27 protein-coding genes are annotated in these 25,864 nt (G+C 72.5%); 5 read left to right on the top strand and 22 right to left on the bottom strand.

What is annotated here, in order from left to right:
* Nucleotides 1-33: 33 nt before the first annotated feature.
* The 3 genes from H1D33_RS05600 to H1D33_RS05590 form a co-directional block, all read right to left on the bottom strand.
* A complete protein-coding gene (locus H1D33_RS05600; protein WP_181569073.1) occupies nt 34-858 on the bottom strand; it encodes a hypothetical protein in 825 nt (274 codons plus the stop codon).
* Complete coding sequence (locus H1D33_RS05595; protein WP_181569074.1) at nt 855-1,169, bottom strand: PadR family transcriptional regulator; 315 nt, start codon at nt 1,167-1,169, stop codon at nt 855-857. Before H1D33_RS05595 ends, H1D33_RS05600 begins: the two co-directional genes overlap by 4 nt.
* A gap of 105 nt (nt 1,170-1,274) precedes the next feature.
* Nucleotides 1,275-1,871 (bottom strand): TetR/AcrR family transcriptional regulator, encoded by a 597-nt coding sequence (locus H1D33_RS05590; protein ID WP_181569075.1) that lies wholly within the window; start codon nt 1,869-1,871, stop codon nt 1,275-1,277.
* A gap of 169 nt (nt 1,872-2,040) precedes the next feature.
* Here H1D33_RS05590 and H1D33_RS05585 point away from each other — a divergent pair, with 169 nt between their 5' ends.
* A complete protein-coding gene (locus H1D33_RS05585) occupies nt 2,041-2,793 on the top strand; it encodes an SDR family oxidoreductase (protein WP_181569076.1) in 753 nt (250 codons plus the stop codon).
* Nucleotides 2,794-2,830: 37 nt separating this feature from the next.
* Here H1D33_RS05585 and H1D33_RS05580 read toward each other — a convergent pair whose 3' ends face one another.
* Nucleotides 2,831-3,793: a helix-turn-helix transcriptional regulator gene (locus tag H1D33_RS05580; protein ID WP_181569077.1), complete on the bottom strand. Its 963-nt coding sequence runs from the start codon at nt 3,791-3,793 to the stop codon at nt 2,831-2,833.
* A 57-nt stretch (nt 3,794-3,850) separates the two neighbouring features.
* Between H1D33_RS05580 and H1D33_RS05575 the strand changes: the two genes are divergently transcribed.
* Nucleotides 3,851-4,594 carry an alpha/beta fold hydrolase gene (locus tag H1D33_RS05575; protein ID WP_181569078.1) on the top strand — a complete coding sequence of 248 codons (744 nt, stop codon included), beginning with the start codon at nt 3,851-3,853 and terminating at the stop codon, nt 4,592-4,594.
* A 78-nt stretch (nt 4,595-4,672) separates the two neighbouring features.
* Nucleotides 4,673-5,557 carry a class I SAM-dependent methyltransferase gene (locus H1D33_RS05570; RefSeq protein ID WP_307755354.1) on the top strand — a complete coding sequence of 295 codons (885 nt, stop codon included), beginning with the start codon at nt 4,673-4,675 and terminating at the stop codon, nt 5,555-5,557.
* 38 nt (nt 5,558-5,595) lie between these two features.
* On the opposite strand, the gene H1D33_RS05565 is transcribed toward H1D33_RS05570, so the two are convergent.
* Together H1D33_RS05565 and H1D33_RS05560 are read right to left on the bottom strand one after the other, a co-directional pair.
* Nucleotides 5,596-6,306: an alpha/beta hydrolase gene (locus H1D33_RS05565; RefSeq protein WP_181569080.1), complete on the bottom strand. Its 711-nt coding sequence runs from the start codon at nt 6,304-6,306 to the stop codon at nt 5,596-5,598.
* Nucleotides 6,307-6,427: 121 nt separating this feature from the next.
* Nucleotides 6,428-6,802 (bottom strand): cupin domain-containing protein, encoded by a 375-nt coding sequence (locus tag H1D33_RS05560; protein WP_181569081.1) that lies wholly within the window; start codon nt 6,800-6,802, stop codon nt 6,428-6,430.
* A gap of 352 nt (nt 6,803-7,154) precedes the next feature.
* Between H1D33_RS05560 and H1D33_RS05555 the strand changes: the two genes are divergently transcribed.
* A complete protein-coding gene (locus tag H1D33_RS05555; protein WP_181569082.1) occupies nt 7,155-7,889 on the top strand; it encodes an alpha/beta fold hydrolase in 735 nt (244 codons plus the stop codon).
* Nucleotides 7,890-7,929: 40 nt separating this feature from the next.
* Here the strand turns inward: H1D33_RS05555 and H1D33_RS05550 are convergent, their stop codons facing one another.
* Both H1D33_RS05550 and H1D33_RS05545 read right to left on the bottom strand, forming a co-directional pair.
* Nucleotides 7,930-8,532, bottom strand: coding sequence for a VOC family protein (locus H1D33_RS05550; RefSeq protein WP_181569083.1), 603 nt, complete (start codon nt 8,530-8,532; stop codon nt 7,930-7,932).
* Between the two features lie 121 nt (nt 8,533-8,653).
* A complete protein-coding gene (locus H1D33_RS05545; protein WP_181569084.1) occupies nt 8,654-9,010 on the bottom strand; it encodes a VOC family protein in 357 nt (118 codons plus the stop codon).
* A 146-nt stretch (nt 9,011-9,156) separates the two neighbouring features.
* Here H1D33_RS05545 and H1D33_RS05540 point away from each other — a divergent pair, with 146 nt between their 5' ends.
* Nucleotides 9,157-11,946 carry an ATP-binding protein gene (locus H1D33_RS05540; protein ID WP_181569085.1) on the top strand — a complete coding sequence of 930 codons (2,790 nt, stop codon included), beginning with the start codon at nt 9,157-9,159 and terminating at the stop codon, nt 11,944-11,946.
* Between the two features lie 45 nt (nt 11,947-11,991).
* Here H1D33_RS05540 and H1D33_RS05535 read toward each other — a convergent pair whose 3' ends face one another.
* The 14 genes from H1D33_RS05535 to H1D33_RS05470 all read right to left on the bottom strand — a co-directional run bounded on the left by H1D33_RS05535 (nt 11,992) and on the right by H1D33_RS05470 (nt 25,676).
* The gene (locus tag H1D33_RS05535; protein WP_246411646.1) at nt 11,992-13,494 is read right to left on the bottom strand and encodes a hypothetical protein; all 1,503 of its coding nucleotides are present in this window, start codon (nt 13,492-13,494) and stop codon (nt 11,992-11,994) included.
* 163 nt (nt 13,495-13,657) lie between these two features.
* The gene (locus H1D33_RS05530; RefSeq protein ID WP_307755353.1) at nt 13,658-14,635 is read right to left on the bottom strand and encodes a hypothetical protein; all 978 of its coding nucleotides are present in this window, start codon (nt 14,633-14,635) and stop codon (nt 13,658-13,660) included.
* A gap of 128 nt (nt 14,636-14,763) precedes the next feature.
* The gene (locus H1D33_RS05525) at nt 14,764-15,954 is read right to left on the bottom strand and encodes a metallophosphoesterase (RefSeq protein ID WP_181569087.1); all 1,191 of its coding nucleotides are present in this window, start codon (nt 15,952-15,954) and stop codon (nt 14,764-14,766) included.
* A 182-nt stretch (nt 15,955-16,136) separates the two neighbouring features.
* Entirely contained in the window at nt 16,137-16,910 is a 774-nt protein-coding gene (locus tag H1D33_RS05520; protein WP_246411648.1) for an SDR family NAD(P)-dependent oxidoreductase, read from the bottom strand.
* Nucleotides 16,903-17,781 carry an acyl-CoA dehydrogenase family protein gene (locus tag H1D33_RS05515; RefSeq protein ID WP_181569088.1) on the bottom strand — a complete coding sequence of 293 codons (879 nt, stop codon included), beginning with the start codon at nt 17,779-17,781 and terminating at the stop codon, nt 16,903-16,905. Before H1D33_RS05515 ends, H1D33_RS05520 begins: the two co-directional genes overlap by 8 nt.
* Nucleotides 17,778-18,881 (bottom strand): acyl-CoA dehydrogenase family protein, encoded by a 1,104-nt coding sequence (locus tag H1D33_RS05510; protein ID WP_181569089.1) that lies wholly within the window; start codon nt 18,879-18,881, stop codon nt 17,778-17,780. The genes H1D33_RS05515 and H1D33_RS05510 overlap by 4 nt, the downstream gene beginning before the upstream one ends.
* Nucleotides 18,878-19,993, bottom strand: a complete 1,116-nt coding sequence (locus H1D33_RS05505) for a CaiB/BaiF CoA transferase family protein (protein ID WP_246411650.1) — start codon at nt 19,991-19,993, stop codon at nt 18,878-18,880. Before H1D33_RS05505 ends, H1D33_RS05510 begins: the two co-directional genes overlap by 4 nt.
* A 17-nt stretch (nt 19,994-20,010) precedes the next feature.
* Nucleotides 20,011-20,757 carry an enoyl-CoA hydratase-related protein gene (locus tag H1D33_RS05500; RefSeq protein ID WP_181569091.1) on the bottom strand — a complete coding sequence of 249 codons (747 nt, stop codon included), beginning with the start codon at nt 20,755-20,757 and terminating at the stop codon, nt 20,011-20,013.
* Entirely contained in the window at nt 20,754-21,263 is a 510-nt protein-coding gene (locus tag H1D33_RS05495; protein WP_181569092.1) for a GlcG/HbpS family heme-binding protein, read from the bottom strand. The genes H1D33_RS05500 and H1D33_RS05495 overlap by 4 nt, the downstream gene beginning before the upstream one ends.
* On the bottom strand, nt 21,260-21,574 hold the full coding sequence (locus H1D33_RS05490; protein ID WP_181569093.1) for a NifU family protein: 315 nt from the start codon (nt 21,572-21,574) through the stop codon (nt 21,260-21,262). The genes H1D33_RS05495 and H1D33_RS05490 overlap by 4 nt, the downstream gene beginning before the upstream one ends.
* Nucleotides 21,561-22,616 (bottom strand): amidohydrolase family protein, encoded by a 1,056-nt coding sequence (locus H1D33_RS05485; protein WP_181569094.1) that lies wholly within the window; start codon nt 22,614-22,616, stop codon nt 21,561-21,563. The genes H1D33_RS05490 and H1D33_RS05485 overlap by 14 nt, the downstream gene beginning before the upstream one ends.
* Entirely contained in the window at nt 22,613-23,710 is a 1,098-nt protein-coding gene (locus tag H1D33_RS05480; RefSeq protein ID WP_181569095.1) for an ABC transporter permease, read from the bottom strand. Before H1D33_RS05480 ends, H1D33_RS05485 begins: the two co-directional genes overlap by 4 nt.
* Nucleotides 23,710-24,483, bottom strand: a complete 774-nt coding sequence (locus tag H1D33_RS05475; RefSeq protein ID WP_181569096.1) for an ATP-binding cassette domain-containing protein — start codon at nt 24,481-24,483, stop codon at nt 23,710-23,712. The genes H1D33_RS05480 and H1D33_RS05475 overlap by 1 nt, the downstream gene beginning before the upstream one ends.
* Nucleotides 24,480-25,676 carry a substrate-binding domain-containing protein gene (locus H1D33_RS05470; protein WP_181569097.1) on the bottom strand — a complete coding sequence of 399 codons (1,197 nt, stop codon included), beginning with the start codon at nt 25,674-25,676 and terminating at the stop codon, nt 24,480-24,482. Before H1D33_RS05470 ends, H1D33_RS05475 begins: the two co-directional genes overlap by 4 nt.
* Nucleotides 25,677-25,864 lie beyond the last annotated feature (188 nt).

The following is a 25,864-nucleotide window of genomic DNA, read 5'->3' as shown; positions in this document are numbered from 1 at the left end:
CAGACGCTCGCCCGGATCGGTCGTGGATGAGTGCTAGCGGACGGTCAGGTGGTGCCGCGCGGCGATTCCGCCGAGCACGCTCGCGGCGCACAGGGCGGCCATGACCGCGATCCAACTCGAGATGAAGGGTGTGGCCAACAGGCCCTCGTTGCGGTGGAAAGCGGCGGCGTCGGTGGTGCGTGCGCGGAGACCCCAGACCAGCACGGCAACGGTGGCGGCGGCCATCCCCACCGCCATCGCCGTCACGGCCGACGGCCACAGCCAGCGCGCGCCAACGACCGGCACCCACCGCAACACCCTGGTGGCCGCCCACGCCGTCGCGGCCAGGACGCCGAGCCCGGTTACCGCGATCAGCACGAACGCGGCTACGTTCGGTCCCGAGTGCACCGGGCGGCCGGTGGGCGCGACGACCCGCACCATGCCGTACCACGCCGCGGCACCGACGACCGGGACGGCGGCATGTTTCCACGCGACAGCGGAGCGGCCGCGCACGAGAACGGCACCAGCCGGTGCGGCCATGGCGACCAGGGCCAGCCCCACGACCGCCGAGGCGACGACCATTGCGGCGTAGGCATCGGTGGCGACGCCGGAGAGATCCTCGGCGAGCTTCGCGAAGCCCAGCCCGCCTGCCGCGAACAACGCGGCCGCCCACACGGGCAGGACCGTCGGGGAACGTCCGGACATCAGCGCACCTCCGTGAATCCGGGCAGCTCCGAGCAGCGAATCCACCACGAGGCGTGGCCGGCGGTGGACCCGCAGGTCGGAGAGCAACTGGGCGTACTCCTCGCCATATCGGTGCCGCCATGCTGGCGGGTAGCAGGCGACCAGCGCTCGCACCAGGCGCGAGTCGCTGCTCATGCCAGCCTCGATCGGAGACGGCCCAGACCGAGGGTGGCGAGGCGTTGCATCCGTTCCGCTTGGGCCGACAGTTCTGCCGCTCCGGCCGCAGTCAATCGGTACGGCCGGCGGCGCCCTTCAGCCGGCAGGGCCTCGATCAGCCCCCGCTCCTCCAGCCGTTGCAGGGCCGCGTACAACGTGCCCGGGCCCAACGCCACGCCCGCCTGCTCGGCGATGTCCGTGGTGATCGCGTAGCCGTGCTTCGCGCCCTCCGCGAGGCTCGTCAGAACCAGCAGCCCCGGTTCGGCCCAACGTCCCAGTTCCTCACCCACCACATACTCCGTCCTCCGCTATATCGTCCAACGTACTACGCGCGACGGAGTAACGCCAGCGATCGCCCTTCCACGGTCAGCGGGTTCGGCCGCGCCCGAGGCTTGCTACGTGGCGGGTCGTCGCAGCGCGTCCATGACGAGGTCGAGCAGGTGGCTGCTGCGGGTCTCGAAGTTCTCGTCCGGGCTGATGCGCCAGAGGAAGCCGACCAGCAGCAGGAGGTCGTCGGCGGTCACGTCGGCGCGGACTTCGCCGGCCTGCTGGCAGGCGCGCAGCAACGTGCCCATGGCGTCGACGACCGGGTCGTACCCCTCGGTGGCGAGCCGTTCTCTGGTGGTGCTGTTCAGGGCGCCGGCCAGGCCGTGCTTGATCCTGCCGTAGCTGCCCAGTTCGTCCAGCCATCGCCGTAGCGCCACGAGCGGAGGGCTGCCTGCGGCCAGCCGGGGTGCGGCGTCGATGAGGTCCTGGACGTCGCGACGGTGCACCGCCAGGACGAGCGCCTCGCGGTTGGGAAAGTTGCGGTACAGGGTGCCCTGACCGATGCCGGTCAGCTTGGCGATCGACTGCATCGAGGCGTCGGGGTCCTGCTCCAGGACGGTACGCGCGGTGTCGAGGATCCGGGTCCTGTTGCGTTCGGCGTCGGTCCGCCGGCTCGGGCCCGGCCGCGCACCGGGTTGCGACCGGTGATCGGTGCTGCGATCCATGTCACTCCTGCTCGCTGGCCAAGCGGACAGGTGTCCGCTAACGTCGAGGGCATGCGGACACCTGTCCGCTTACGCCCCGATCCTAACCACCGGCAGCCGCCCCCGGAGGTGACGGCCCCATCCGGGCCCGGCGCCGGGCCGGCACCGCAATCCCAGGAGAAGCGCAACCGTGCCAGACACCGAGAAGACAGGTACCCGGACCAAGGTCATCGCCATCACCGGCACCAGCAGCGGAATTGGCCGGGCCACCGCGCTGGCCCTCGCCGCCGCCGGGGCGACGGTCGTCCTCGGCGCCCGGCGCAGCGACCGCGTCGAGCAGCTCGCCGGGGAGATCCGTGAACGCGGCGGCCGTGCCGTCGCCCTGGCGACCGACGTGCGGCGGCGCGACGACCTCATCCGCATGGTCGACACGGCGGTCACCGAGTTCGGCCGGCTCGACGTGCTGGTCAACAACGCCGGCATCGGCCCGATCTCCCCGCTGGACGACCTGCGCGTCGACGAGTGGGACGACATGATCGACGTCAACCTGCGCGGTGTACTGCACGGCATCGCCGCCGCCCTGCCGGTCTTCCGTCACCAGGGGTTCGGACACCTGGTGACGGTGGCGTCCACCGCCGCGTACCGCACCGTCCCCGGGCAGGCGGTGTACTCCGCGACGAAGACCGCCGTGCGTACGGTCTGCGAAGGGTTGCGGCAGGAGGTCGGCGAGACGGTACGCGTCACCGTCGTCTCACCGGGCTTCGTACACACCGACTTCGTCAATGCGGTCGCGGACCCCCACGCACGCGCCGCGCTGGTGGCCAGCCGCGACGCCATGGCACTGGATCCCGCGGCGATCGCGGACGCCATCGCGTACGCGGTCACCCAGCCGGATCAGGTCGACATCAACGAGATCGTGGTACGGCCCACCGCACAGCGGTGACGATTTCACCTGTCGCTGAACCGGGGGGGACTGCCGCTCACCGTCCGGCGTCGGCGTCGGTGAGCAGTCGGGCGGCCAGGGCGCGTACCTCGTCCCTGAGTTCGTCCGGTCGGTCGATCGTGAACGGCCAGCCGAGCCCGGCGAGCATCTGTGCCGCACCGTCGAGCCGTTCGACCCGGGTGGTGAGGCGCACTCCGTCGGGCACCTCGGTCAGCGTGCCGACCGACGGCGGGATCCGTCGCTGCGCCTGCCCGAGGCTGGTGTGCAGCACCACGGAGATGTCGTGCGCGTACGGCACGGCTGCCAGACCGGTGAGCACCTGCGTGGTGGGATCGAAACCGGCCGGGATGTCGAACCTGCCCTGGGTGAGGCGGGCCGCGCCGATGCGGTCGAGCCGGAACGTCCGGACGGCCCGGCGGTCGTGGTCGTGACCGGTGACGTACCAACGGCCTGCGTGGAAGACCAGCCCGTACGGGTCGAGCTGCCGCTCGCCGGACTCGCCACGCCAGGTGGTGTAGGTGATGTTCACCGGCTGCTGATGTCGGGCCGCTTCGGCGAGCACCAGCAGCACCTCGATGCCGGGCGGGGCGGACCTGCGGGCCGGAGCGGTGAAGTCCACGGTGCCGAGCAGCGAATCGATCCGCCGGGCCAGGACGGCCGGCAGTACCCGGCGGATCTTCGCGGTCGCGCTCTCGGCGGCCGCGCCCTCGGCGGTGACCAGCCCGGCCCGGGTGGCGGCGACGAGCCCGAGCATGACGGCGACCGCCTCCTCGCCGGTGAGCATGAGTGGCGGCAGCTTGTATCCGGGCGCCAGCCGGTACCCGCCGTAGCGACCGCGCCGGGCCTCGACCGGGATGCCGAGGTCGGCGAGATGCGCGGCGTAGCGGCGGACCGTGCGCTCGTCGACGCCCAGCCGACCGGCCAGGTCGGCGACGGTGAAGCCGCCACCGGCCTGGAGGATCTCCAGCATCGCCAGGACACGCGCGGTGGGCCGGGCCAAAAGTCTGACTCCTCATCCGGGCGGATCCTGTCCGGTATTGATCGTAGCGTGTCAGGCATGACGACATTCGTACTGGTTCCTGGGTTCTGGCTCGGCGCGTGGGCCTGGCGCCCGGTCACCGCCGCCCTTCGTGCGCACGGCCACGAGGTGTATCCGCTGAGCCTGACCGGCATGGGCGAACGCGCCCACCTGGCCCGCCCGGACACCGACCTCGACGTCCACGTCACCGACGTGGTCAACCTGCTGCGCTACGAGGACCTGCACGACGTGGTCCTCGTCGGGCACAGCTACGCCGGCGCGGTCGTGACGACCGCCGCCGCCGACCGCATGACCGACCGCATCGCCCAACTGGTCTTCGTCGACACCGGTCCGCTGCCCGACGGCGCCGCGAACGAGGACTTCACCCCACCTCAGCAGCGTGAACACAACGCGGCGGTGGTCGCCGACCACGGCGACGGCTGGCGGCTGCCACCCCCGCCGTGGGCCGAACTGGCGGCGGGAGCAGCAGACGTTGACGAATCGGTCGTCGCGCTGCTCGCTGAGCGGTCGGTGGCCCAACCGTGGGCGACCGCCACCAGCCCGGTGCGGCTGACCGGGGCGTGGGAGAAGCTGCCCCGCCTCGGCGTGCTGTCGAGCTTCACCGCCGCGCAGGCACGCGAGATGGCCGCCACCATGCCGCTGTGCCAGCACATGGCCGGCGATTCGTGGCGGTACGAGGAGCTGCCGACGTGGCACTGGCCGATGCTCAGCCGCCCGGCCGAGCTGGCCGAGATCCTGCACCGCGCCAGGCCGACGGCATAGCCCGCGGTGCCCGGGTGACCGCGCACGCGGTCACCCGGGCACCGCCGAGGTGTATGTCTCGGGGCTTACGATGACCCGGTGACGCCGGACAAGTGGGCGCAGTGGCTCCTGACCCGCCGGGACGGCGACAGCGCGGACCGACGTGCCCGCAACACCCAGGATCTGACGGCGTTCCGTGACGGCGTCCTCGACGGAGCCGGCCTGGCGGCCGACGACGTGCTCCTCGACGTGGGCTGCGGGACGGGACTGGTCGGGTTCGGCGCGCTGGATCGACTCGGCCCCGACGGTCGGGTCATCTTCAGCGACGTCTCAGCCGATGTGCTCGACGTGTGCCGGCGTACCGCCGGTGGAGACGGGCGATGCAGCTTCGTGGTCGCCTCCGCCGACGATCTCGCCGGAATCGCAGACGCCTCCGTCGACGTCGTGACCACTCGGTCGGTGCTCATCTACTCCGATCGCAGGGCCGCCGCCTTAACGGAGTTCTTCCGGGTCCTGCGGCCGGGCGGCCGGATCTCCCTGTTCGAGCCCGTCAACCGCTTCGCGGCGAAGCATCGACCCGATGATCTGTTCGGCATGGGCGACTCCCCGGTGACCGACCTGATCGCCAAGGTCAACGACGTCTACCGGAGCACCACCGAGGAAGCCACCCGACCGATGATGGACTTCGACGAGCGTGACCTGATCGACTGGGCGGTGAGCGCCGGCTTCGAGGCGGTGGAGCTGGACTACCGCGCCCAGGTCGATGTGCCCGCCGACCCGATCGGAGACTGGGAAACGCTCAAGCGCGTGGCACCCAACCCCCTGGTCCCCACGTACGGCGAGGCGATCGCCGCCGCCCTGACCGGCGACGAACGCGATCGGCTCGACACGTACATGATCGCCCTGGCCGCCGCCGGCACGCCGACGCGGCGCACGATGGCCTCGGCGTTCCTTCGCGCGCTGCGGCCGCACGGCAACCGCTGAGGACGCATCGCCGCGGTCACCGGCGTGATGGTGCCTGGTCAGCCGGCTGGCGAGGACCATCGATCGGCCATCGCGGTGATGCGGGCGGTCACCGTGTCCGGATCCACAAGTTGATGCAGGTGCAGCCCGGGAACCTGGTCGACGTCCCAGCCGCGTTCCCGCGCATCCTGCGCGATCTGATCGTACGGCGGGCCGAACAGCAGATATCCGCATGCCGCGTCGTCCCAGCCGTCCGGCACGGGAACCCTCTCCTCGTAGTAACCGAGCGGCAGGCGCGGCTGCTCGGCCGAGACGTCACGCCGGGTCTGCGGATCCGGGAACATCGGCGCGACGTCGGACTCGTCCCACCACGACGTCCATGGCGGCAGCCTGTCACCGCTCACCTTGGGCCGCAGAAAGTCCAGCAGATCCGGCGGCGCCACCGCCGTCGGCCCGCGGCGGGCGGGCAACGCCGCGTCGACGAACAGGCAGCCGGCCACCGGACGCCGGGCCGCCTCGACGATGACCGGGACGAAGAGACCCGCGTTGCTGTGCGCGACCACCACGACCGGCATGCCCGGCGGCAACTCGCCTGTCGACCTGCCGACGGTCTCGGCGACCGACGGCCAGAACGGCGGTCCGGCGTCCGCCACGCCGAGCAGCGAAGGCACCACGGTGACCACGCCCGAGGCCTTCAGTCTCGTCGCCACAGGCGCCCACGTCAGCGGACCCACCGATGGGCTGTGCACCAGAACAATCGCGGCATCCACCAGCTCACCGTGCCCGATGTCGCCCGCCGGCCGCCACCCCGTCCGTCACGCCGACGGCGAACACGGCACAGCCGCCGCGCGACAACCCGCCGGTGTTCGTCCCGGGACGGCCGGCGACGGGTCACTCCACCTTGGTGAGAAGCGGCTTCCCCTTCTCCACCACATAGGTCGCCAACTCGACCGCGATGCCCGAGCCGACGTTACGCGCCTGGTGGTGCACGCCGTATCCCACGGTGAGGGCGTCACCTGCACGGCACACCACCGGCGCCTGCCCCTGGAGCCGATACTCCAGGGACCCCTGCAACACGTAGATGATCTCTTCTCCGGGGTGGAAGTGCGTGAACGGAGGAGAGTCCGGCGTGAACTCCACCCGGGTCTGCACGACCTCCCGTCCCGGCACGCTCAGGTCGTGACGTTGCAGGTCGACGCGCCACAACCCCGGCGCCGCCTCCACCGCGGTCGGACTGATGCCGTCGGGTCGAGCCGCTCCAGCCATGGGTGACCTCCGGACCACACTGCGCCGATCATCGTTCCGTCGACCATAGGCGGCACGGAGTCACGCGAGACGTGAATGCGAATGCGACGAACACACCGCCGCCGACGCGGTATGTTGCGCGGCGATCCCGGCCCGGACGGCGACGGCCAGGGCCGCATCCGGGCGAGGCCGGCTCGCGCGACCGAATCACTCGCGTCACCCGAACGAGACTCGACCGTGCGCGCCGCGGCAACCGTACGGCTGACCCGCGTACGCCGAATTCGCCGTCCGGTCCCCTGCGGCAGGCCCCACCGATACGTTCGCCACAGGCCGGCGTCGACGCGGCGGCCACCGCATCGACGAGGGAGAAACGATGACCAACGCCTCTTCGCGTGGTGGGGCACCGACGGTCGTCCTGGTGCACGGCGCCTTCGCCGACAGCTCCAGCTGGAACGGCGTCGTGGCGCGACTGATGGCCGCCGGCGTCACCGTGAAGGCCGTGCCCAACCCGTTGCGGGGCGTCTCGGAGGACGCCGCCTACGTCGCGAGTGCTCTGCAGCAGACGCAGGGGCCCGTGCTCGCCGTCGGTCACTCCTACGGCGGGGCGGTCATCACCAACGCCGCCTCACGCGCCGACAACGTCGTCGGTCTCGTCTACGTCGCCGCCTTCGCCCCCGACGAGGGCGAGAGCCTGATGGACATCGAGGGCAACTCCAAGGACAGCGTCCTGACCGCCGCGCTGCTCCAGGTGCGGTACCCGACCGCCGCCGGCACGGAGACCGAGTTCCTCATCGATCCCGCCAAGTTCCACGACGCGTTCGCCGCCGACCTGAGCGAGAAGGACGCCGCGGTCATGGCGGTCGTCCAACGTCCCGCCTCCTCACTCGCCTTCTCCACACCCACCACCGACCCCGCCTGGAGACGACTGCCGTCCTGGGCGGTCGTCGCCACCGGAGACAAAGCCGCCGGGAGCGACGTCGTCCTGCACATGGCGGAACGCGCCGGCGCCACCGTCACCGAGGTCGACGCCTCGCACGTCGTCATGGTCACCCAGGCGCAGACCGTCACCGACGTGATCATGCAGGCACTCGACACCCTCTCCCGGTGAGCTGACGGCAACCTCGACCGCTCGGCTCAGCCGGCCGGCCTCAATCAGCCTTCCACTCGAAGCCGTCGGGGTCGGTGAACGTTCCGGCGCTGCTGCCGACGACGAGCCGGTGCGATCCGTCGCCGTCCGGCGCCACACCCGCGTCCTTGGCCGCGGCACGACGGCCGTACAGCGCCAGCTTGATGTTCGAGGTGGCGAACTCGACGTACTTGCGGCCGAAGCTCTTGGCCACGCTCAGGCCGCGGTCGACGTAGAACCGCTTCGTCGCGGCGACGTCGTCGACGCCCAGCAGCAGCACGATCTCGTCGACGTGCCGGCTGGCCGCCGCGGTGTCCTTCTTCGCCGACGTCGCGATCTTCCAGATCGTGCCGTACGGGTCGCGCAGCACCCCGCCGTACCCCCAGAAGCTCTTCGCGGCCGGTTTCAGTGTCGTCGCCCCGCCGTCGAGGGCCGCACCGAAGAGGCCGTCGACGGTCCCCGGCTGCGACACCACCAGCGACATGGTGAACCCCCGGAAACCGGTCGTGGGCGCCGGTGACCCGCTGACGCGCAGGCGGGAGCCCAGGTCGAAGGCCTCGGTGTAGAAGTCCCGGGCGGCTGCCGGATCCGGCACCTCGAGCGTGACGGAGTCGATCGCGGTCATGACTGTTCCTTTCGAGCTGTGCGGATCGCGGGTTCTCACCCGCGCGAAACGGAGGTGCGCGCACGGCCGGGCGAAGACGGGCCGGGCCGCGGTCGATGACGGCTCGGACGAGCCCTGACGGTCAGCGGTCCTGGATCAGCCCCAGCACGTTGCCGTCGGGATCGGTGACGGTGGCGACGAGGCGACCGCCGCCGACGTCGTGCGCCGCCTCGGCCACCGTGGCGCCGGCGGCGCCCAGCTCGGCGAGTTTCGCGTCGATGTCCGGCACGTGCCAGTAGGCCACCGGCGAGGTCAGGCCCTGCGGTCCGCCGCCGGGCACCAGGCCGATGTGCTGACCCGCGACGTCGAAGCCGACGTAGTAGGGCGAGTCGGCCGTGGGCGGCACGCCGAGCAGGGCCGCGTACACCGCCTTGGCCCTGACCAGATCCGACACCGGGTGCAGTACGGTCCCGATTCCCTGCCCGGAAGAACCCACCATGATCACTCCTTCGTCTCGCCGGTCACCGCCGGCCCGATCGGTTCGTGCTCACAGCATGTCCACCGGCACCCCCGGTGCGGATCCGTGCCGACCACGGAGACGACCACGGAACCGGCACCCGCGGAGACGTACGACAGAATGGCGTGATGGTCGACGTCTCCCCTCGCGAAGCCGAGGTGCTCGCGCTGGTCGGAGACCATCTCAGCAACGCCGAGATCGGCGCGCGGCTCTTCATCTCGGTGCGTACCGTCGAGACGCACGTCTCCGCACTGCTGCGCAAGCTGGACGTCCCGGACCGCCGGGCGCTCGCCCGGCGGGTGCCGGAGCTGACCGGCCGAGGCGCCGCCCACCCGGCCCCGGTCCTGCCGGCCCCGCTGACCGCGTTCGTCGGCCGGGTGCGCGAGCGCGCCGAGCTGACCGAGCTGATCCGGGCGCACCGCCAGGTGAGCGCGGTCGGCCCGGGCGGAGTGGGCAAGACCCGCCTCGCGCTCGCGGTGGCCGCGCACGTCGCCGGCGAATACTCCGACGGGGTGTGGTTCGTCGACCTGGTCCCGGTCGCCGATCCCGCCATGGTCGCCGCCGCGGTCGCCGTGGCGCTCGGCCTGGGCGAGCAGCCCGGGCGGGACATGACCGGATCGGTCACCGCCGCCCTGGCCGACCATCACGCGTTGCTGGTGCTCGACAACTGCGAACACGTCCTCGACGCGGTCACGCTGTTCCTCGAACGGCTGTTGGCCGCGTGCCCCGACGTGACGGTGCTGGTGACCAGTCGGGCGCGGCTGATGGTGCCGTTCGAGCGGGTGTACCCGGTGCCGCCGCTGTCGCTGGCCGCCGACGGCGAGCCCGACGCGGTCGCGTTGTTCCTGCAGCGGGCAGCGGCGGTGGGCTGGCCCCTGGATCCCCCACTGCGCGACCAGGTCGCCGCGATCTGCGAGCGACTGGACGGGATGGCGCTGTCGATCGAGCTGGCCGCCGCACGCTATCCGACGCTGGGGCTGGACGGCATCACCGCCGCCCTGTCCCACCCGCTGCGGATGCTCACCGGCGGGGCCCGCGCCGACGACCGGCACCGGTCGGTGCGGGCGACGCTGGACTGGAGTCACGCCCTGCTGGAGCCGGCCGACCAGGCGCTGCTGCGCCGGGTGTCGGTCTTCGTGGCGCCGTTCACCGCGTCGGCAGCGGCACCGGTCGCCGGGGTGGCGGAGGACGTCGTCGCCGACGGGCTGGCCCGGCTCGCCGAACAGAGCCTGCTGACGGTGCACGCCTTCCCCGGCGGCACCGAGTACCGGGTGCCGGAGACCATCCGCCAGTACGGGACCGAACGGCTCACCGAGGCCGGCGAACTGGCCGACTCGCGGGCCCGGCACCTGCGCTGGTGCCTGGCCAGGGCCACCGACCTGGCCGCCGTGGCGCAGGCGGACTGGCGGGCCCGGTTCGACCCGGTGGCCGACGACCTGCGCGCCGCCCTGTCATGGGCGACCGACCGGCCCGAGCAGCGCACGGACGCCCACCGCCTCGCCCGCCACCTGGCGGAGATGACCTTCGTCCGTACCCTGATCGGCGAGTCCCAACTGCGCTACGAACAGGCGGCCGCGCTCGCCGACGAGCCCGCCGACGAGGCGTCGATGCTCCGGCACGCCGCAGCCGTGGCCGGATGCCGGATGCGCGGCGACGACATGTACCGCCTGCACCGGGCGGCCGCCGAGGCCGCCCGCCGGGCGCACGACGACGCCGGCGCCGCCACCGACCTGGCGACCGCCGCCACCAGCTCCTACCGGTTCTGGAGCAAGTTCGCCCACCTCCCGGCGCCGCAGAAGGCGATCGCGCTCGTCGACCAGGCACGGAAGCTGGCCGGCGACGACCCGGCCGCCCGGGCCGCGGTGGCACTGGCCGAGGCCGGGGTGCTCACCGACGCGTTCGGCGCCGCGCAGGGCCCACCCGACAACGACGTGCCCGAGACGATCGCGCGCGCCGAGCGGGCGGTCGCACTCGCGCACCGCACCCGCGACCCGCTCGCCGAGTCCGCCGCGCTCGACGCGCTCACCGGCGCCCAGTGCTGGGCCGGTGAGACGTTCGCCAGCGCCGCCACCGCCCGGCGACGGGTCGCACTGCTCTCACCCCTGCCGGCCACCCCCGCCAGCACCCACGAACTGCTCGACGCCCTCGGCAACGCCGCCGAGGCCAGCCTCGGCGCGGGAGACCTGCCGGCCGCCCGCCGACGGGCACAGCAGATCGCCGACCACCCGCTGCTCGCCGAGGTCGGTCACCGCGCCACGAGTTGGCTGCTGGTGGCCGACGCGCTCGCCGGCGACGTCGACCAGGTGCTCGCCGGCAGCGTCCGGTTCCTCGACGCCTGGCAGCGGGCCGGCCGCCCCGCCCGGTCGGTGCTCGGGCCCGCGGCGGCGGGCGTGGCGATGATCCACGGGCTCCGCGGCGACCGGGAGGCGCGCCGCGTCTGGACCGGGGTCCTGGAGCAGCTCGGCACCTCGCCGGAACAGATCTACGGCTACGGCGCGGTCTTCGACTCGATGCTCCTGCTGCACCGGGGTCAGGCTGCGGAGGCGCTGGCCCGGATGGCACCCGAACCCGGCACGGTGTGGAAGTCGGTCACCTGGGTCTGGCTGCACTGGTATGTCGCGCTACGCGCCGAGGCCGCGGTGCTCGCCGGCAGCCCGGGCGCCCGCGAGCACCTGGTCGAGGCCCGGACCGTGGTGGCCGGCAACCCCGTCGCCGAGGCCATGGTGCGACGCGCCGGAGCCCTGCTCGACGGCGATCACCAGGCGCTGCTCGACGCGGCGGGCGCGTTCGACGCCGCCGGCTGCCGCTACCAGTGGGCGAGAACGCTGGTGCTCGCCGGCGGCGTCCATGCCGCGCGCGGCGCGGCCACCCTCGACCACCTGGGGCTCACCCCGATGAACTCGCGCGTTCCCGGATGACCAGCGCCTGAGCCGGCGACGAGCCGTGCAGCCCGGCCCGCACTGTCACTCGACCGGATCACCCCGGGAGATCCAGCGGGCGAGCTGCCGGCTGGTCTCGTCGCCGAGCGTCGCCGCCGCCCGGGTCGCCAACTCGCGCAGGCGCGCCCGCTCCGCCTCGGTGACCCGCAACTCCGGTCGGGGGGCGCGGCGCCAGGTCGTTCCCGCCGCGTCCCTGGCGAGGCGGGTCGCGTCCGCCCTGCCCCGTTCGGCCAGGCGAGGATCACCGTCGGCGGCCAGGACCAGCGCCGCCCGCAACTCCACCCCCGCGCCCCGACCGCGCAGGAGTCTGTAGCCGGCCCGCCGCAACTCCACCCGGCCGTCGCGCAGCAGCTCCCACGGCAGGTCCGGCGGCAGCGCGCCGGCGACCGGGCGCAGCGCACGCGTCACCTCCCGCACCACCGCCGGCGAGGGATCCCGCACCAACGGCACCACCTCGCCCGCCACGACCGCGTCCAGCAGCCGCAGACTCCGTACCGCCTGGGCGCGGACCTTCGGCCGCTCGTGGCCGAGCAGCCGCCGCAGCAGCGGGGCGTCCGCCGCCGAGCCGGTCTCGGCCAGCCCGGCGATCGCCCCGACGACCGGCTCCTCGGACGCGACACCGGCGCGGTAGTGCTCCCGCGCGTCCGCGCCGAGGCGGCGGGCCGCGTCACGGGCCACGGCCCGCACCAACGGCGCGTCGTCGTCCAGGTGCCCGGCGACGTCGGCGTCCTGACCGGCCCGCACCAGCCCGGTCAACGCCACCACCCGCACCTCGGCCCGCTTCGAACGAGTCAGCCGCCGGAGGACGTCGTGCCGGCGGGTCCAGACCGCGTCGCGGCACGCCGCCTCCGCCGCCCACGCCCGCACCCGCACGTCCGGGTCCGACTCGGCCAGGGTCACCAGCTCCGGGGTACGCAGCACACCGCGCGCCAGCGCGGTGTCGAGGACGAACCGCCGCTCCCGGCGACCGGCCGAGGCGAGCAGGCCGCGCCACGTCTGCTCCGTCGCCGCCAGCACCGCCACCCGCGCCTGGGCGACCGCGAAGCCGGCGCGGGCGCGCACCTCGAGGCGCAACGCGGTCGGCAGGACGGCGGGCAGGTGGGTGTCCGCGTCGTCGGCGAGCACCAGCGCGAGCCCGGCCCGCGCCCGGTTCCGCACCGGCGCCACCCAGTCGGCGGCACGCACCACCAGGAACGGCACCACCTCCGGGTACGGTCGGTCGGCCATCGCCGCGACCGCCTGCTCCCGGATCCGCCCGTCGGCGTGCGTGCTCGCCAGCGCCGTCGCCACCGGCCCCGCGGACAATCGTCCGACGATTCGCTGCCACACCGGGTCCCGGTGCCGGCCATACCACGGTGCCGACCGCGCGTGCTCGTCGAGCCGGACCACCAGCCCCGGCGCGCCGGCGACCAGCGCCAACGCCGATCGCGCCACCGCTTCGTCGGCACCGGCGTCGACCTCGTGCAGCACGTCCACCAGACGGTCCAACGCCTCCCGTCCGCCGGCCACGGCGTCATCGACCGCCACCCGCACCACCGGAAGCAACCCGTCCTCCCGCACCGGCGAAGGTGCGCGGGTCCGGCCGTCACGTCTGCCCCAGATCACCCCGACATCCTGCCCCGCCACCCACGGCGACCGAACATGGTTTTCCCCTGCGGGACTGGCCGTCGGTGTTCGCCGACGACCGGTCTCACCGATGGTCCGCTGCCCACACGGGATCGGTCAGGGCCGCCACCCGATTCCACCGCGGCACCCCACCGGGAAGCATCCAGGCCCTGGTGAGCTTCGGATTGAACCGCGGTGCCACGAGGTCGGCGGCGAACCTCCGTCGCTCGGCCACCAGCGCGTCGGCGGCCCCTGGTGTGCCCTGGGAGATCTCGCGTTCGATGTGCCCGGTGGTCTCGGCGTGACGGCGGACCTCCCAGGCGTCGCGCCGTCGCACCTCGTCGGCGTCGACGACCGCGGTCAGCGTCATCAGTGGCGGCTCGACCGCCTCGGCCAGGCAGGCGGCCAGCCGGTCATGACCGTCGAGAAGCAGGTACGAGTCGAGGCTGCTCACCCACCACAACAGGATCGGCGGGAGCAGGCCGGCGCGGACCTGCTTGCGGTAGCTCTTCACCCGCGCGTCGTCGGCCCGCGACATCGGGCGCATGGCCAGCACGAGCCCGCTGCCGCCGTGGATGTACCAGTCGAGCTGCCCCGCATCGCGGTCGACCAGGAGTTCGGACCACCGCCTCGCGACGTCGGCGGCTTCGCGGACCGCGCCGTACGCCGCCACGTACCGCAGGTTCGGCGCGTTCGGCTGCACCAGCCACCGACTCGGATACAGCGGCCCCGCCCCGGCAGAGGTGAGCAGATCCGCGAACCGGTAGGCCCACCGGACGCCCCGGTCCTCCGCCCGGCCCCCGCCGATGCGCCGTGCGTCCGCCGACCGCACCGGCGGCAGGACCGGCCGGTAGCCCGGCAGCCGCCGGTGGTCGACGTGGTAGTGGGCGGCGTCGAGCCGAGCGAGGAGCACCACCGTCGGTCCCTGCCGGATCTGGAGGCGACCGCCCCCGGTCACCTCCACCAGCGTCCCGGGACGTGCGGGCGCGGCGGTGACGTCGAGGAGCAGTCCTCGCCAGCGGCCGCTCTCGACCAGATCCTCACGACGCGCACGCACCACCATCACGGCACCGTCCTACCCGACCCGGCGACCCCGCACGACCGGGTTTTCGCCCGCCGTCGTCACCGGCCCACCACCGGCCTCGACCCCCGGGGAGCACCGCCGGACATTGCCCGAGCGGCATCGACGGGTCAGGACGGCCGGTGCTGCCCCGCCCGCAGGGTGAGCAGGGTGATCTCGCTCGGCGCGAAGATCCGGAACGGCGGGCCCCAGAAACCGGTGCCCCGACTCGTGTAGAGCTGCGTCCGGCCGTGCCGGCTCAGGCCCTGCACGACCGGCTGGTCGAGGCGGACGAGATAGTGGAACGGCCACATCTGGCCGCCGTGGGTGTGCCCGGACAGTTGCAGGTCGACGCCGGCCGCCACCGCCTCGGCGATCTGCTTGGGCTGGTGGGCCAGCAGCAGCACGGGCAGCCGCGGGTCGGCGCCGTCGAGCGCCGCGGTGTGGTCGGCCCGGTGACCGGCGAGGCCGGACGAGGCGGCGGTCACGTCGTCCACCCCGGCGACGACGAGCCGCGCGCCGTCCCGCTCCACCATGAGGTGCCGGTTGTGCAGGGGTTCCCAACCGAGGGTACGCATGTGGTCGACCCAGCCCTGCGCCTCACCGTAGTACTCGTGGTTGCCCGTCACGTACGCCCGCAGCAGCCCGGCCCGGACGGCGCCGAGCGGCGCGGCCTGCTCCCGTCGCTGCTCGACCGTGCCGTCGGCGATGTCGCCGGTGTGGCAGACGATGTCGGCGTCCAGGCCGTTGACCACCTCGATGGTGCGCGCCGACCACCGGGCCCGGTCGATCGGGCCGTAGTGGGTGTCGGTCAGCAGCACCACCCGGACCCCGTCGAGACCGGCGCCGAGCCGGTCGACGGTGACGTCGACCCGCCGGACCCGGGGCACGCGCATCGCCTCGGCGTACCCCCAGGTCGCCAGCACGGCCGAGACCACCGCGACGCCGACCGCCACGGCCCGGGACCGGGCCGGGTCGGCGACGCCCACCGCGGCCATCGCGAGCCGCGCCACGTTGCCGAGCAACGCCCAGACGAACAGGATCCAGACCAGACCGAGGAGTACGTCCCCGGCGCGGGCCGCCGCGTCCGACCGCCGCCGGCCGTGTCCGAGATACATCAGGGCGGGGAGCGCGCCCAGCGCGACGGCGAACACCGCCGTGCCCGCGGCCGACACCGGGGCCGGCCAGCGCGCCGCCACCGTCAGCGTCCACCACGGCAACCCGAACAGCAGGAGGAGGATCGCGACAAGCGTCGCCCCGGACACCAGCGGTCGCAGCGACCGGCGCCTGGGACGCACCTGCACGGCTTCACCGGTTGCCATCTCGTCCTCCTGTCGGGTGCGTGCAGCATGACACGATCCGACGTCGATCGACCACGTGCCGACCACGGACCGGCGCCGCACCCGTAAGCACCTCGCGCCGGACCGACCCGGAGCCGAACCGACCCCGCGACGCCCGCCCTGCGGCAGCACGTCGGACTCTCGGCCCGGGCGTGGCCAGGGACCTACATCGACGTGGTGGAGCCCGCGTCGACGGCGTACTCGGCGCCGGTCACCTGGCGGGCGGCCGAGCCGGCGAGAAAACGCACGACGGCGGCGACATCGGCGGGCTCGTTCATCCGACCGAGCGCGAGTCCACGCATCTCGTGGACGAAGTGCTCGGCGGCCGCCTCCGGATCGACCCCGAGCCGCCGCGCCAGCGAGCCCAGGAAGCGGTTCATGGTGGAGGTCCGGGTCGGGCCGGGCGCGACCGTGTTGACCCGCACACCCGCCGGCCCGTACTCCGTCGACAGAGCCTTGGCCAGGGCCAGCAGCGCGGCCTTGCTCACCGCATAGTCGACCAGGTACGGCTTGGGGTGCCGGGCAGCCTCGGAACCGATGTTCACCACGCTGCCACCGCCCCGACCGACCATCATCGGGATCAGCTCCCGGCACAGGCGGACGCAGGACATGACGTTGACCTCCCAGGTGTGCTGCCAGGCCGCATCGTCGACATCGGTGAACGCGTCGCGATACGGGGCCACGGCCACGTTGTTCACCAGGATGTCGACGCCGCCGAAGCGGTCCAGCACGGCGGCGGCGACCCGTCGCGCCCCCTCGGCCGTGCCGAGGTCGACGGTGACGGCGTGGACGCCGGGAAGTCCCTCGCACGCGGACGGGTCGAGGTCCGCGGCGACCAGGCGGCAGCCCTCCCCGGCGAACAGTCGCACCACCTCCAGACCGATGCCGGAACCGGCCCCGGTCACGACGGCCACCCGGCCGGTCAACGAGTCACGCATCGGCACTCCAGAAGTAGCCCTCGCCCTGACCGGCCACGCCGGCGGCCAGAAGACGCTCGATCTCGAACTCGGTCTGCCACAGATCCCGCCACGCCCACAGCCGGCGGGTGAGCTGCTCCAGGCCCAATTCCTGGGTCACCCCGATCGCGCCGTGCACCTGGTGTGCGATCCGCGCGACGGCTCCCGCGGCCCGGGCCGCCACCGCGTGCCCGCTCAGCACCGAGGCGTCGTCGTCCACGTCGGCGAGCGCCCGCTCCAGCCCGGCGGCCGCGAGCACCGACTGGGCATGCGCCTCGGCGACGAGCGCGGCCACCGCCTGGAAGCGGGCGATCGGGCGGCCGAACTGCACCCGGGTCCCGGCGTACGCGGCGGTGCGTCGCGCGCCCGCGACGGCCCCCCCGACCAGCCGCGCGGTGTGCAGCACCCGCCAACGTGCCAACGCCTGGCCGGCGCCCTCACCCGCGCCGGGTACGGTCAGCTCGTCGACCGGCTCGTGCGCGAGGTTCTCCCGCTCCCGGGCTCCCCGGACCGGCACCACCGTGTCGCCGCCGTCGAGCACGAGCACGTCGGCGCACCACCGCCCCCACGGCACGAGCGTCTCCCCGTTGCCGACCGGCAGCGCCACCCCCACCGCCCCACCCGTCGCACCCGCGTACAGCTCCGGGATAGGCGTCGACAAGCCTGCGCCGGCGAGGGCCCGCACCACGTCGGCGAGGTCGGTGAGCGATCCCCCGTACCCGCCGTCGGCCTCGGCCACGGCCAGCAGGTGCCACTGCTGCTCCACCGCGACCCGCCAGACCGCGCCCATGTCGCTGGCGGCACGCACCGTCGCCACCGCGGCCCGTGCGACGGAATCCGTGGTCGACGTCATCGTGCCTCCTCCAGAGCAGCCCGGGCGACAAGCACACCGAGCACCTCGGTGGTGCCCCCGCGCAACGAGAAACCGGGGGCGGACAACTGGGCCTGCGCGCGCATCGCGGTGAACCGCGACCAGTCCTCGGCGCCCATGTCGGCCCTGGTCACCCCGCGTGCGGCCTCGATCACGTCGACCTCGAACCGATTGCCCAGCAGCTTCAGCGTCGCCGCCGCGGACACCGGAGCCTCCCCCGCGTCCATCCGGGCCGCGACGCGCCGGCCCAGCGCGCGCAGCGCGGTCAGGCGGGCCACCAACTCACCGAGCCGCCACCCGCCGGCCCCGTCGACCATGAGACGCAGCAGGGGGTACGTGCTCAGCACCCGCTCCGGGCCGCCCCGCTCGAACGCGAGCTGGTCGGTGACCTGGGCCCAACCGTTGCCGACCGTGCCGAGCACCCAGGCGTCCGGCACGACGGCACGGTCGAGGAAGACCTCGCAGAAGTGGCCGGCCCCGTGCAGGTCGGGGATCGGACGCACGGTGACACCGGGTTGGTCGAGGTCGAGGACGAACTCGCTCAGACCCTCGTGCCGGTCCGGGCCGGTGGGCGAGCCGCCGGTGCGGGCCAACACGTAGGCGTGCGTCGCCCGGTGGGCGTGGCTGGACCAGACCTTCTGCCCGCTCAGCGTCCACCCCCCGGAAACACGTTCGGCGCGGGTCCGCACGGCGGCGAGGTCGGAGCCGGCATCGGGCTCGCTCATGCCGAGGCAGAACCGGGCCTCGCCGGCGGCGATGCGGGGCAGCACGTGCGCCTTGAGCTCCTCGCTGCCCCACCGGGCCACGGCCGGCCCGATCTGCCGGTCGGCGATCCAGTGCCCGGCGACCGGCGCTCCCGCCCGCAGCAGCTCCTCGGTCAGCACGAACCGGTCCGCGAACCCACGCCCCTGCCCGCCGTACCGCTGCTCCCAGGTCAGACCGATCCAGCCACGGGCGCCGAGCAGCCGACTGAAGTCCTCGTCGTATCCCGCCAGCCAGGAGTCGCAGCGCGGCGTGAAACGTCCCTCGCGCCGCCACCGTTCCAGTTGCGCGCGGATCTCCGCGCGATCCACAGACGTCACGGCGTCCCCAGGATCTGCGCCTGGTGCTCACCCAGCGTCGGAGCGGGGCGGTACGCCACGACCGGGGTGCTGGAGAAGCGCAGGGGCGCGGCGATGCTGCGCAGCGTACCGACGGTCGGGTGCTCGACGAGCGAGACCACGCCACGCTCGAGCAGGTCGCCGTCCCGCAGCAGGTCCTCGTAACGGGCCAGCGGCGCACACGGCACGTCGATCTCGTCGAGGACGGCGAGCCACTCGTCGGTGGTGCGGGTGAGCATGATCTCGCCGACGATGCCGTACAGCGCGTCGGCGTTGGCGATCCGCCTGCCGATGCTGTCGAAGCGCGGCTCGTTCAGCACCGAGCCACGACCGGCGCGGTCGAGGAACCGCCGCCACTGCCGTTCCGTGTAGATCATGACGCAGAGGTGACCGTCGCGGGTGCGGTAGGGGCGACGGTTGGCCGCCGCGGTACGCGGATAGACCGGCGGGCCCACGGGCGGCTCGAACGTCCAGCCGTCCAACTGTTCGAGCAGGCCGAAGGCGAACGTGGTGTCGAACATCGGAACCTCGACGCGCTGGCCCTCACCGGTGGCGTCGCGGTGCCGCAACGCGGCGAGGACCCCGACGGCGGCGGTGAGCCCGGCGAGCTTGTCCGCGATCGGGGTGACGACGTAGCCGGGCTGGTCCTGGTTGACGCTCTGCACTGCCGCCAGTCCCGACGCGCCCTGGATGACGTCGTCGTAGGCCGGACGGTCGGCGTGCGGACTGTCGCCGCTGAAACCCGGGATCGCGCAGTAGACCAGGCCGGGATGGTGGCGCGCGCAGTCCTCGTAGGAGACCTGGAGACGGCGGGCGGCGCCGGGACGCATGTTGTGCACCAGCACATCGGCGGTCGGCAGCAGGCGGGCCAGGTCCGCCTGCCCCCGCTGCGTCGTCAGGTCGAGCACGACGGAGCGCTTGCCGCGGTTCATGTTGAGGAACACCGCCGCCATGCCCGGCACGGTGGCGGCACCGAGCTGCCGGGCGATGTCACCGCCGGGCGCCTCGATCTTCACCACATCGGCCCCGAGGTCGGCGAGCATGAGCGTGCAGTACGGCCCGGAGAAGGTGCTGGTGAGATCGAGCACACGCACGCCGCGCAGCGGGCCGCTCACCGCTGGGCCCGCCGCCGCAGCGACCACATCTGCGGGGCCCGCTCGGCCTCCATCGCCTGTTCCCACTCCACCACCGTGGGGCCGACCGAGCGCCGGAACGACGCGGTCACACGCCGGCTCAGCTCCGGGTCGGCCGGCGCGGCGGCGGCGAGGGCGAACGCGCGGGCGTCGACCTCGTCGTCGGCGACGCACTCCCGGGCCAACCCGGCGCGAACCGATCCGTCACCGTCCAACTCCTGGTTGAGCAGGGTCATCGCCGCGGCGCCGGAGCGGCCGAGCGCGGCGGCGGCCAGAAGCAGGTGACCACCGCCGGGATGCAGCCCGATCGCGCCGAATCCGGCGACGATCCGGGTGTTCGCACCGACCACCCGGACGTCCGCGGCGAGCAGCAGATTGACCCCCGCGCCGACCGCGGCGCCGCGAACCGACGCGACGACCGGGACACCGAGGCGACCCAGGCGGAAGAACGAGTCGTAGACGACGCCCAGGGCGGCGTAGCGACGCGGATCGGCGGGGTCCTCGGCCACGTCGTGCAGCAGTTCCCGATGGGCGCCCGCGCAGAAGTGCCCGCCGCTGCCGCGGACCACCGCGGACCGCACCTCCGGGTCCGCGTCGACGAGGGCGATCGTCCGCACCAGCTCGGTCGCCATCGCGAGGGTAAGGGCGTTGCGGCGCTCCGGGGCGTCCAGCGTGATGACGGCGACGCCGTCGCGCACCTGGAGGCGGACCTCCGGGCCGCTCATTCGAGCACCGCCAGCCCGGCCCGGGCGACCTCCATGTCCTGGGTGTAGTGACCGCCACTGACGCCGATCCCACCCACGACGACGCCGTCGACCCGGATGGGGAATCCCCCGCCGAAGGTCACCAGGCGGTCGACACCAGCGGGCGCGCCCAGGGCGAGCGGGCCGTCGTCCTTGATGAAGTCGTACCAGCCGTCGCTGCTCAACCCGAACCCGACCGCGGTGTACGCCTTGTCCTGGGCCAGTTGAACGCTGACCAGCGGCGCGGCGTCCATGCGTTGGTAGGCCTTCAGCACCCCGCTCTCGTCACAGATCGCCACCGTGACGGACAGGCCGATCGACTCGGCCCGCGCGATCGCCGCGTCGACGGCGGCCGCGGCCGCCGCCCGCGAGATCGTCGGCCGGTGCACCACAGGGCTGGGGGTCGTCGGCTCGTCCTGGTACGACAGGAACGGGTCCCGCCGGCGATATCCACTACGGCGCGGCGACCCGCCGCTGCGACCTCTCATGACTGCTCCTCGTCCAGGGGTTGGCCGGTGATGCCGAACATGCGGGCGATCCGTTCCTCCGCGAAGCGTGAGACCCCGCCCTCACGCGAGACGGAGCGGACGCCCTCGACCGCGAGCAGCGTGGGCCGCACCAGCGCGCCCATGGTGACCGGCGCGGACGGGCAGGCGCGGCATCGGCCCTTGAGGCTGACCCGGGCGTCGCCGGCGTCGTCGACCTGCACGGTGATGCCGCCGCCGTGCGCCTCGACCAACTGCCGAACCTTGCCCTCCAACGCGCGGTCGGCGGCCCGGTTCAGGTCAGCGTCGGCCACGGCGCACCGCCTTGCGGGCCGGCGCGGGGACCGGGGACGGGGACGGGCCGTAGAGTTCGTCGGTCTTCGCCGCGACGTCGATGCCCATCATGGCGGCATAGTTCAGGCCGAAGATCTTCGCCTTGACCTCGTCGGTCAGCTCGGGATAGCCGTAGCCGTCCTGGAGGTCCTCGGGCATCGTCATCTCGGCGAAGAGGTCGATGTACGCCTGCACCTTCGGCCACACGAACGCCTCCGAGCCCCACAGCAGCCGGTCCGGGCCGACGTGCAGCAGACACTTGCCGATCGCGTGCAACGCGGCCCGAGGGGCAACCGGATACTGGTTGATCCAGGCGGTCAGTGCCAGGTGGATGTTCTCGTAACGCGAGGCGATGTTGATCGTCTCGTCGATGAACGGCTCACCGAGGTGGTGGACGATGAAGTTCATCTCCGGAAAGTCCTGGGCGGCGCGTTCGAGATCGTAGGGAGCCAGGTCGATGATGTGCTGCGTGTTGAACGCCAACCCCTTGTGGAACTGCACATTCGTCACGCCGTGCTCCAGGCACGCCTCCCAGATCGGGTAAGCCACGTCGGGGTCGTCGATGCGCCACGACACCCCGCCGGAGTGCGCCTGGTAGAACTTGAAACTGACCGCGCCCCACTCCTCGATCTGACGGATCGCCTCCGTCACCGCGCCGTAGCGGCCGTGGGTGATCGGGTCGACACCGCCGCAGAACAGCACCCGGTCCGGATACGCCTCCTTGAGCTTGTAGTTGTTCTCCGCCGGGGAGAAGCCGAGCTTCCAGCCACCGTGGCTGGGCACCGTCTGCGCCATCGCGATGTCGGTGTCGGACTCCTCGAACATCAGCCGGTAGGCGTCTTCGACGGACAGTTCACGGTCGGAGATGTCGTCGTAGGGAAAACCCGACCGGGAGTACTTCTTGGCGTACTCGACAAGCGCGTTCGTGGACTTGCGACCACCGCCGTACGTCTCGTCGTAGTTGTCCTCGGTGAGCTTGTACATGTGGATGGCGTTGTCGAAGATGAAGAAGTCGTTCTTCACGGGCGGTCCCTCTCGCTGGCGGGGTGCGGTGGTTCAGGATGTTCGGCCTCGAGCCGCTCGACGTGCCGGACGGCCAACCGACGACGGCGCCGCACCGCCAGGCCGGCGACGGACACACCGCCGATGACGGCGACACCGTTGAAGACGCTCTCGATCCACGTCGCCGCGCCCAGGTGCTGGAGGCCGGCGATCGTGAAGCTCACGAAGTAGGCGGCGATGAGCGTCCCCAGCATGTTCACCCGGCCCGGGCGCAGGACGGCAGCGCCGAGGAAGGCGGCGGCGAAGGCGGGCAGCAGGAACTGCTGGCCGACCGCCGGCTGCCCGGAGCCGATCCGGGAGGCGAGCAGCAGGCCGGCGAGCGCGGCCAGCACGGCGGCGCCGACGAACGCGCGCAGGGTGTAGGAGTTGACGTCGATGCCGGCACGCGCGGCGCCGCGCAGGTTGCCGTCCATCGAGTACATCCGCTGCCCGAACGGCGTCCACACCACCACCACCTCCAGCACGATGACGATCGCGAGCAGGTACAGCAGCGGCAGTGGTATCCCGGCGAGGTCGCCACGGGCGATGCCGGTGAAGCTCTCCGGCACGTTCTGGAAGATGACCCGGCCACCGGTGATCAGATAGAGCAGGCCCATGAGCACGCTGCCGGTGGCCAGCGTGGCGATGATCGAGCTCATGCCGAAACGCAGCACCAGCAGCGTGTTCAGCACGCCGACCGCGACGGCGGCCGCGAGGACCGCCACCACGGCCAGCCAGACCGGCACGTCCCGAACCGCGATCAACCACACCGCGAGGCCCTGGGCCAGGCCCAGCATCGGCCCGACCGAGGCGTCGAGGTAGTGCGCGAGCAGCGGCAGCGTCGCAGCGAGGGCGACGATGACCGTCACGGTCTGGTTGACCAGGATGAGCCGGAAGTTGGTGACCGTGAAATAGGTCGACGGGCTCAGCGCGGAGAACGTGGCGATCACCAGCACGAGCAGCCCGACGAGGCCGAACCTGCCGGTCGCGCCGACGAGCCACTCGGCGGTGCTCGGCCGGGACCGGTCGGCGTTCTGACGGACGAGGACGGGCGGGGTGGTGAGGGTGTCGGGCATCAGTGGGCGCTCCGTTCCCGAGCGTCCGCGCCCCGGACGATGAGCTGCACGCACCGCTCCACGTCGAGGTCGCGGGTCGGACCGTGATGGACGGCCCGGCCGCCCTTCATCACCAGCAGCCGGTCGGCCAGTTCCAGTAGTTCGGGGATGCGGTGACTGATGACGACGACCGCGTAGCCACGGTCGCGCAACCGCACGATGAGATCGTTGACCACCCGCGACTCGGTGGTGCCCAGCGCGGCGGTCGGCTCGTCCATCACCATCACCCGTGGTTCCCGGTCGGCGACGAGCGCCCGCGCGATGGCGACCATCTGCCGTTGACCGCCGGAGAGCCCTTCGACCAGTACGTCCATGTCGTACAAGTCGATGCCGAGGCTCTCCAGCAGCGTCCGGGTGCGGGCGCGCATGGCCCTCTTGCGCAGGATCGGCAGCAGGGGCGGGCCGCCGGTCCACTCGCGGCCGAGGAAGACGTTCTCCACCAGGCTGAGATTGTCGCTCAGCCCGAGATCCTGGTAGATCATCTCGATGCCGGCGACCCGGGCCTGGGCGATGGTGTGCGGCGCGAGTTGCCGACCCGCCACCAGCAGGTGCCCACGATCGGGCGTGATCGCCCCGCTGACCACGTTCATCAGGGTGGACTTGCCAGCCCCGTTGTCACCGACGACCCCCAGGATCTCCCCCGGCCGCACGTCGAAGGACACGTCCGAGACCGCGCGCACCCGACCGTAGGACTTGGTGATCCCGACGGCTTCGAGGACAGGTGTGCCGCTCACTTCGCGGCGCTCCACATCCGGGTGTAGCGCTCGGCGAAGTCGACGTAGGAGTTCCAGTCCACCTTGCCGTCGTCGGGGGCGTTGGACTGCCGGAAGATGGTGGCCGGGATGCCCTGCTCGGCGTCGGGCAGCGCGGGCTGACCGGCGAGCAGCCGCACCACCTGGTCGATCGCCGCGTACGCGTTCCACCCCCGGACCGCACCGAAGTCGGCGAACTGGTCGCCCTTGGCCACGCTGCCCAGCCGTTCCGGCTCCGCGTTCTTCGACAGGACCTTCACGTCGGTCCGGCCGGCCGCCTGGAGCGCGGCGATGACCGACTCCACGCCGTTGCCGTAGGGCGTGAAGATGTACTGGAGGTCGTTGCCGTACTTCTGGATCAGCGACGTCGTGATGTTCTGCATCTCGATCGGGTCGCCGGCCTGCGCCAGTGTCCGCTCGCGCACCTCCAGCACCTGACAGCCGGTGCACGCGGCGAAGACCCTCCTACTCGTGTCGAGTGCCTCGACCAGGTGCGGGTAGCCGACGTCCCAGAGGAAGACGGCCTTCGCGGCGCCCTTGCTCTCGGCGATCGCCTGGGTGACCTGGAGGACCGACTGGAACGTCTCCCTGCTGGAGACGTTGGCGTCGAAGCCGACGCTCCCGCCCTCCTTGATCGCGGAGACGCCGACCACCGGAATCTTCGACTGCTGCAGCTCCCGGATGCCGTCCGCGGCCTGGTTCTCGGGAATGGCCACCGTGATGACGGCGCTGGGCTTCCTGGCGGCGGCGGTGGCGAACGCCTTCTGGAAGCCCTCGGGAGTGCCCTGGCCGTCGATCACCTCCGCACTCCAGCCGATCTGCTGGGCGATGGCGGCGGCCTTGCGCCCGACCTCCTCGCAGGAGGTGCCGATCTTGCAGACGATGATGGAGAGCCGCGCGCCGGCGACGGGCTTGGCGGACTCCGTCGGGCCGGACCAGTCCTGATACTTCTTGATCTTGTCGAGGGTGAGGTCGGCCTCGGCGCCTTCGAAGTACAGCAGGCCACCGGTCCCTTTCTCGACCAGGTCGGCGGCCTTCGCGGTGTACGCGTCGTCGACCGGCCCAGGGCCGTCGGCGGACGGGGAGTCATCGCCGCAGGCGGTGGCCGCGAGTAGGAGGGCGGCGCCCAGGGCCGCGGCTGCGGAGCGGCGGAGCGCTCTCGGGAAGGTGAACAAGGTGCCACTCCTCAGGAGACGAGACGGCCCAACAGGACGGAAGCGTGTATGCAATCTGCGACAAGCGCCGATGCTTTCCGGGGAGGCATCGCGGGTGTCGAACCCGAGTCAAGTCAGTCGCAGAGTCTCGGCGGCGGCGGTCGTTGTACGCAAAGAAACGTAGAACGCTCGCGATTGACGTGTCAAGC

Origin of the sequence: Micromonospora ferruginea (assembly GCF_013694245.2) — a bacterium.
GTDB classification, from domain to species: Bacteria; Actinomycetota; Actinomycetes; order Mycobacteriales; family Micromonosporaceae; genus Micromonospora; species Micromonospora robiginosa.
Note: the sequence above shows the minus strand (reverse complement) of the source record. Positions and strands in the feature narration are given on the sequence as shown.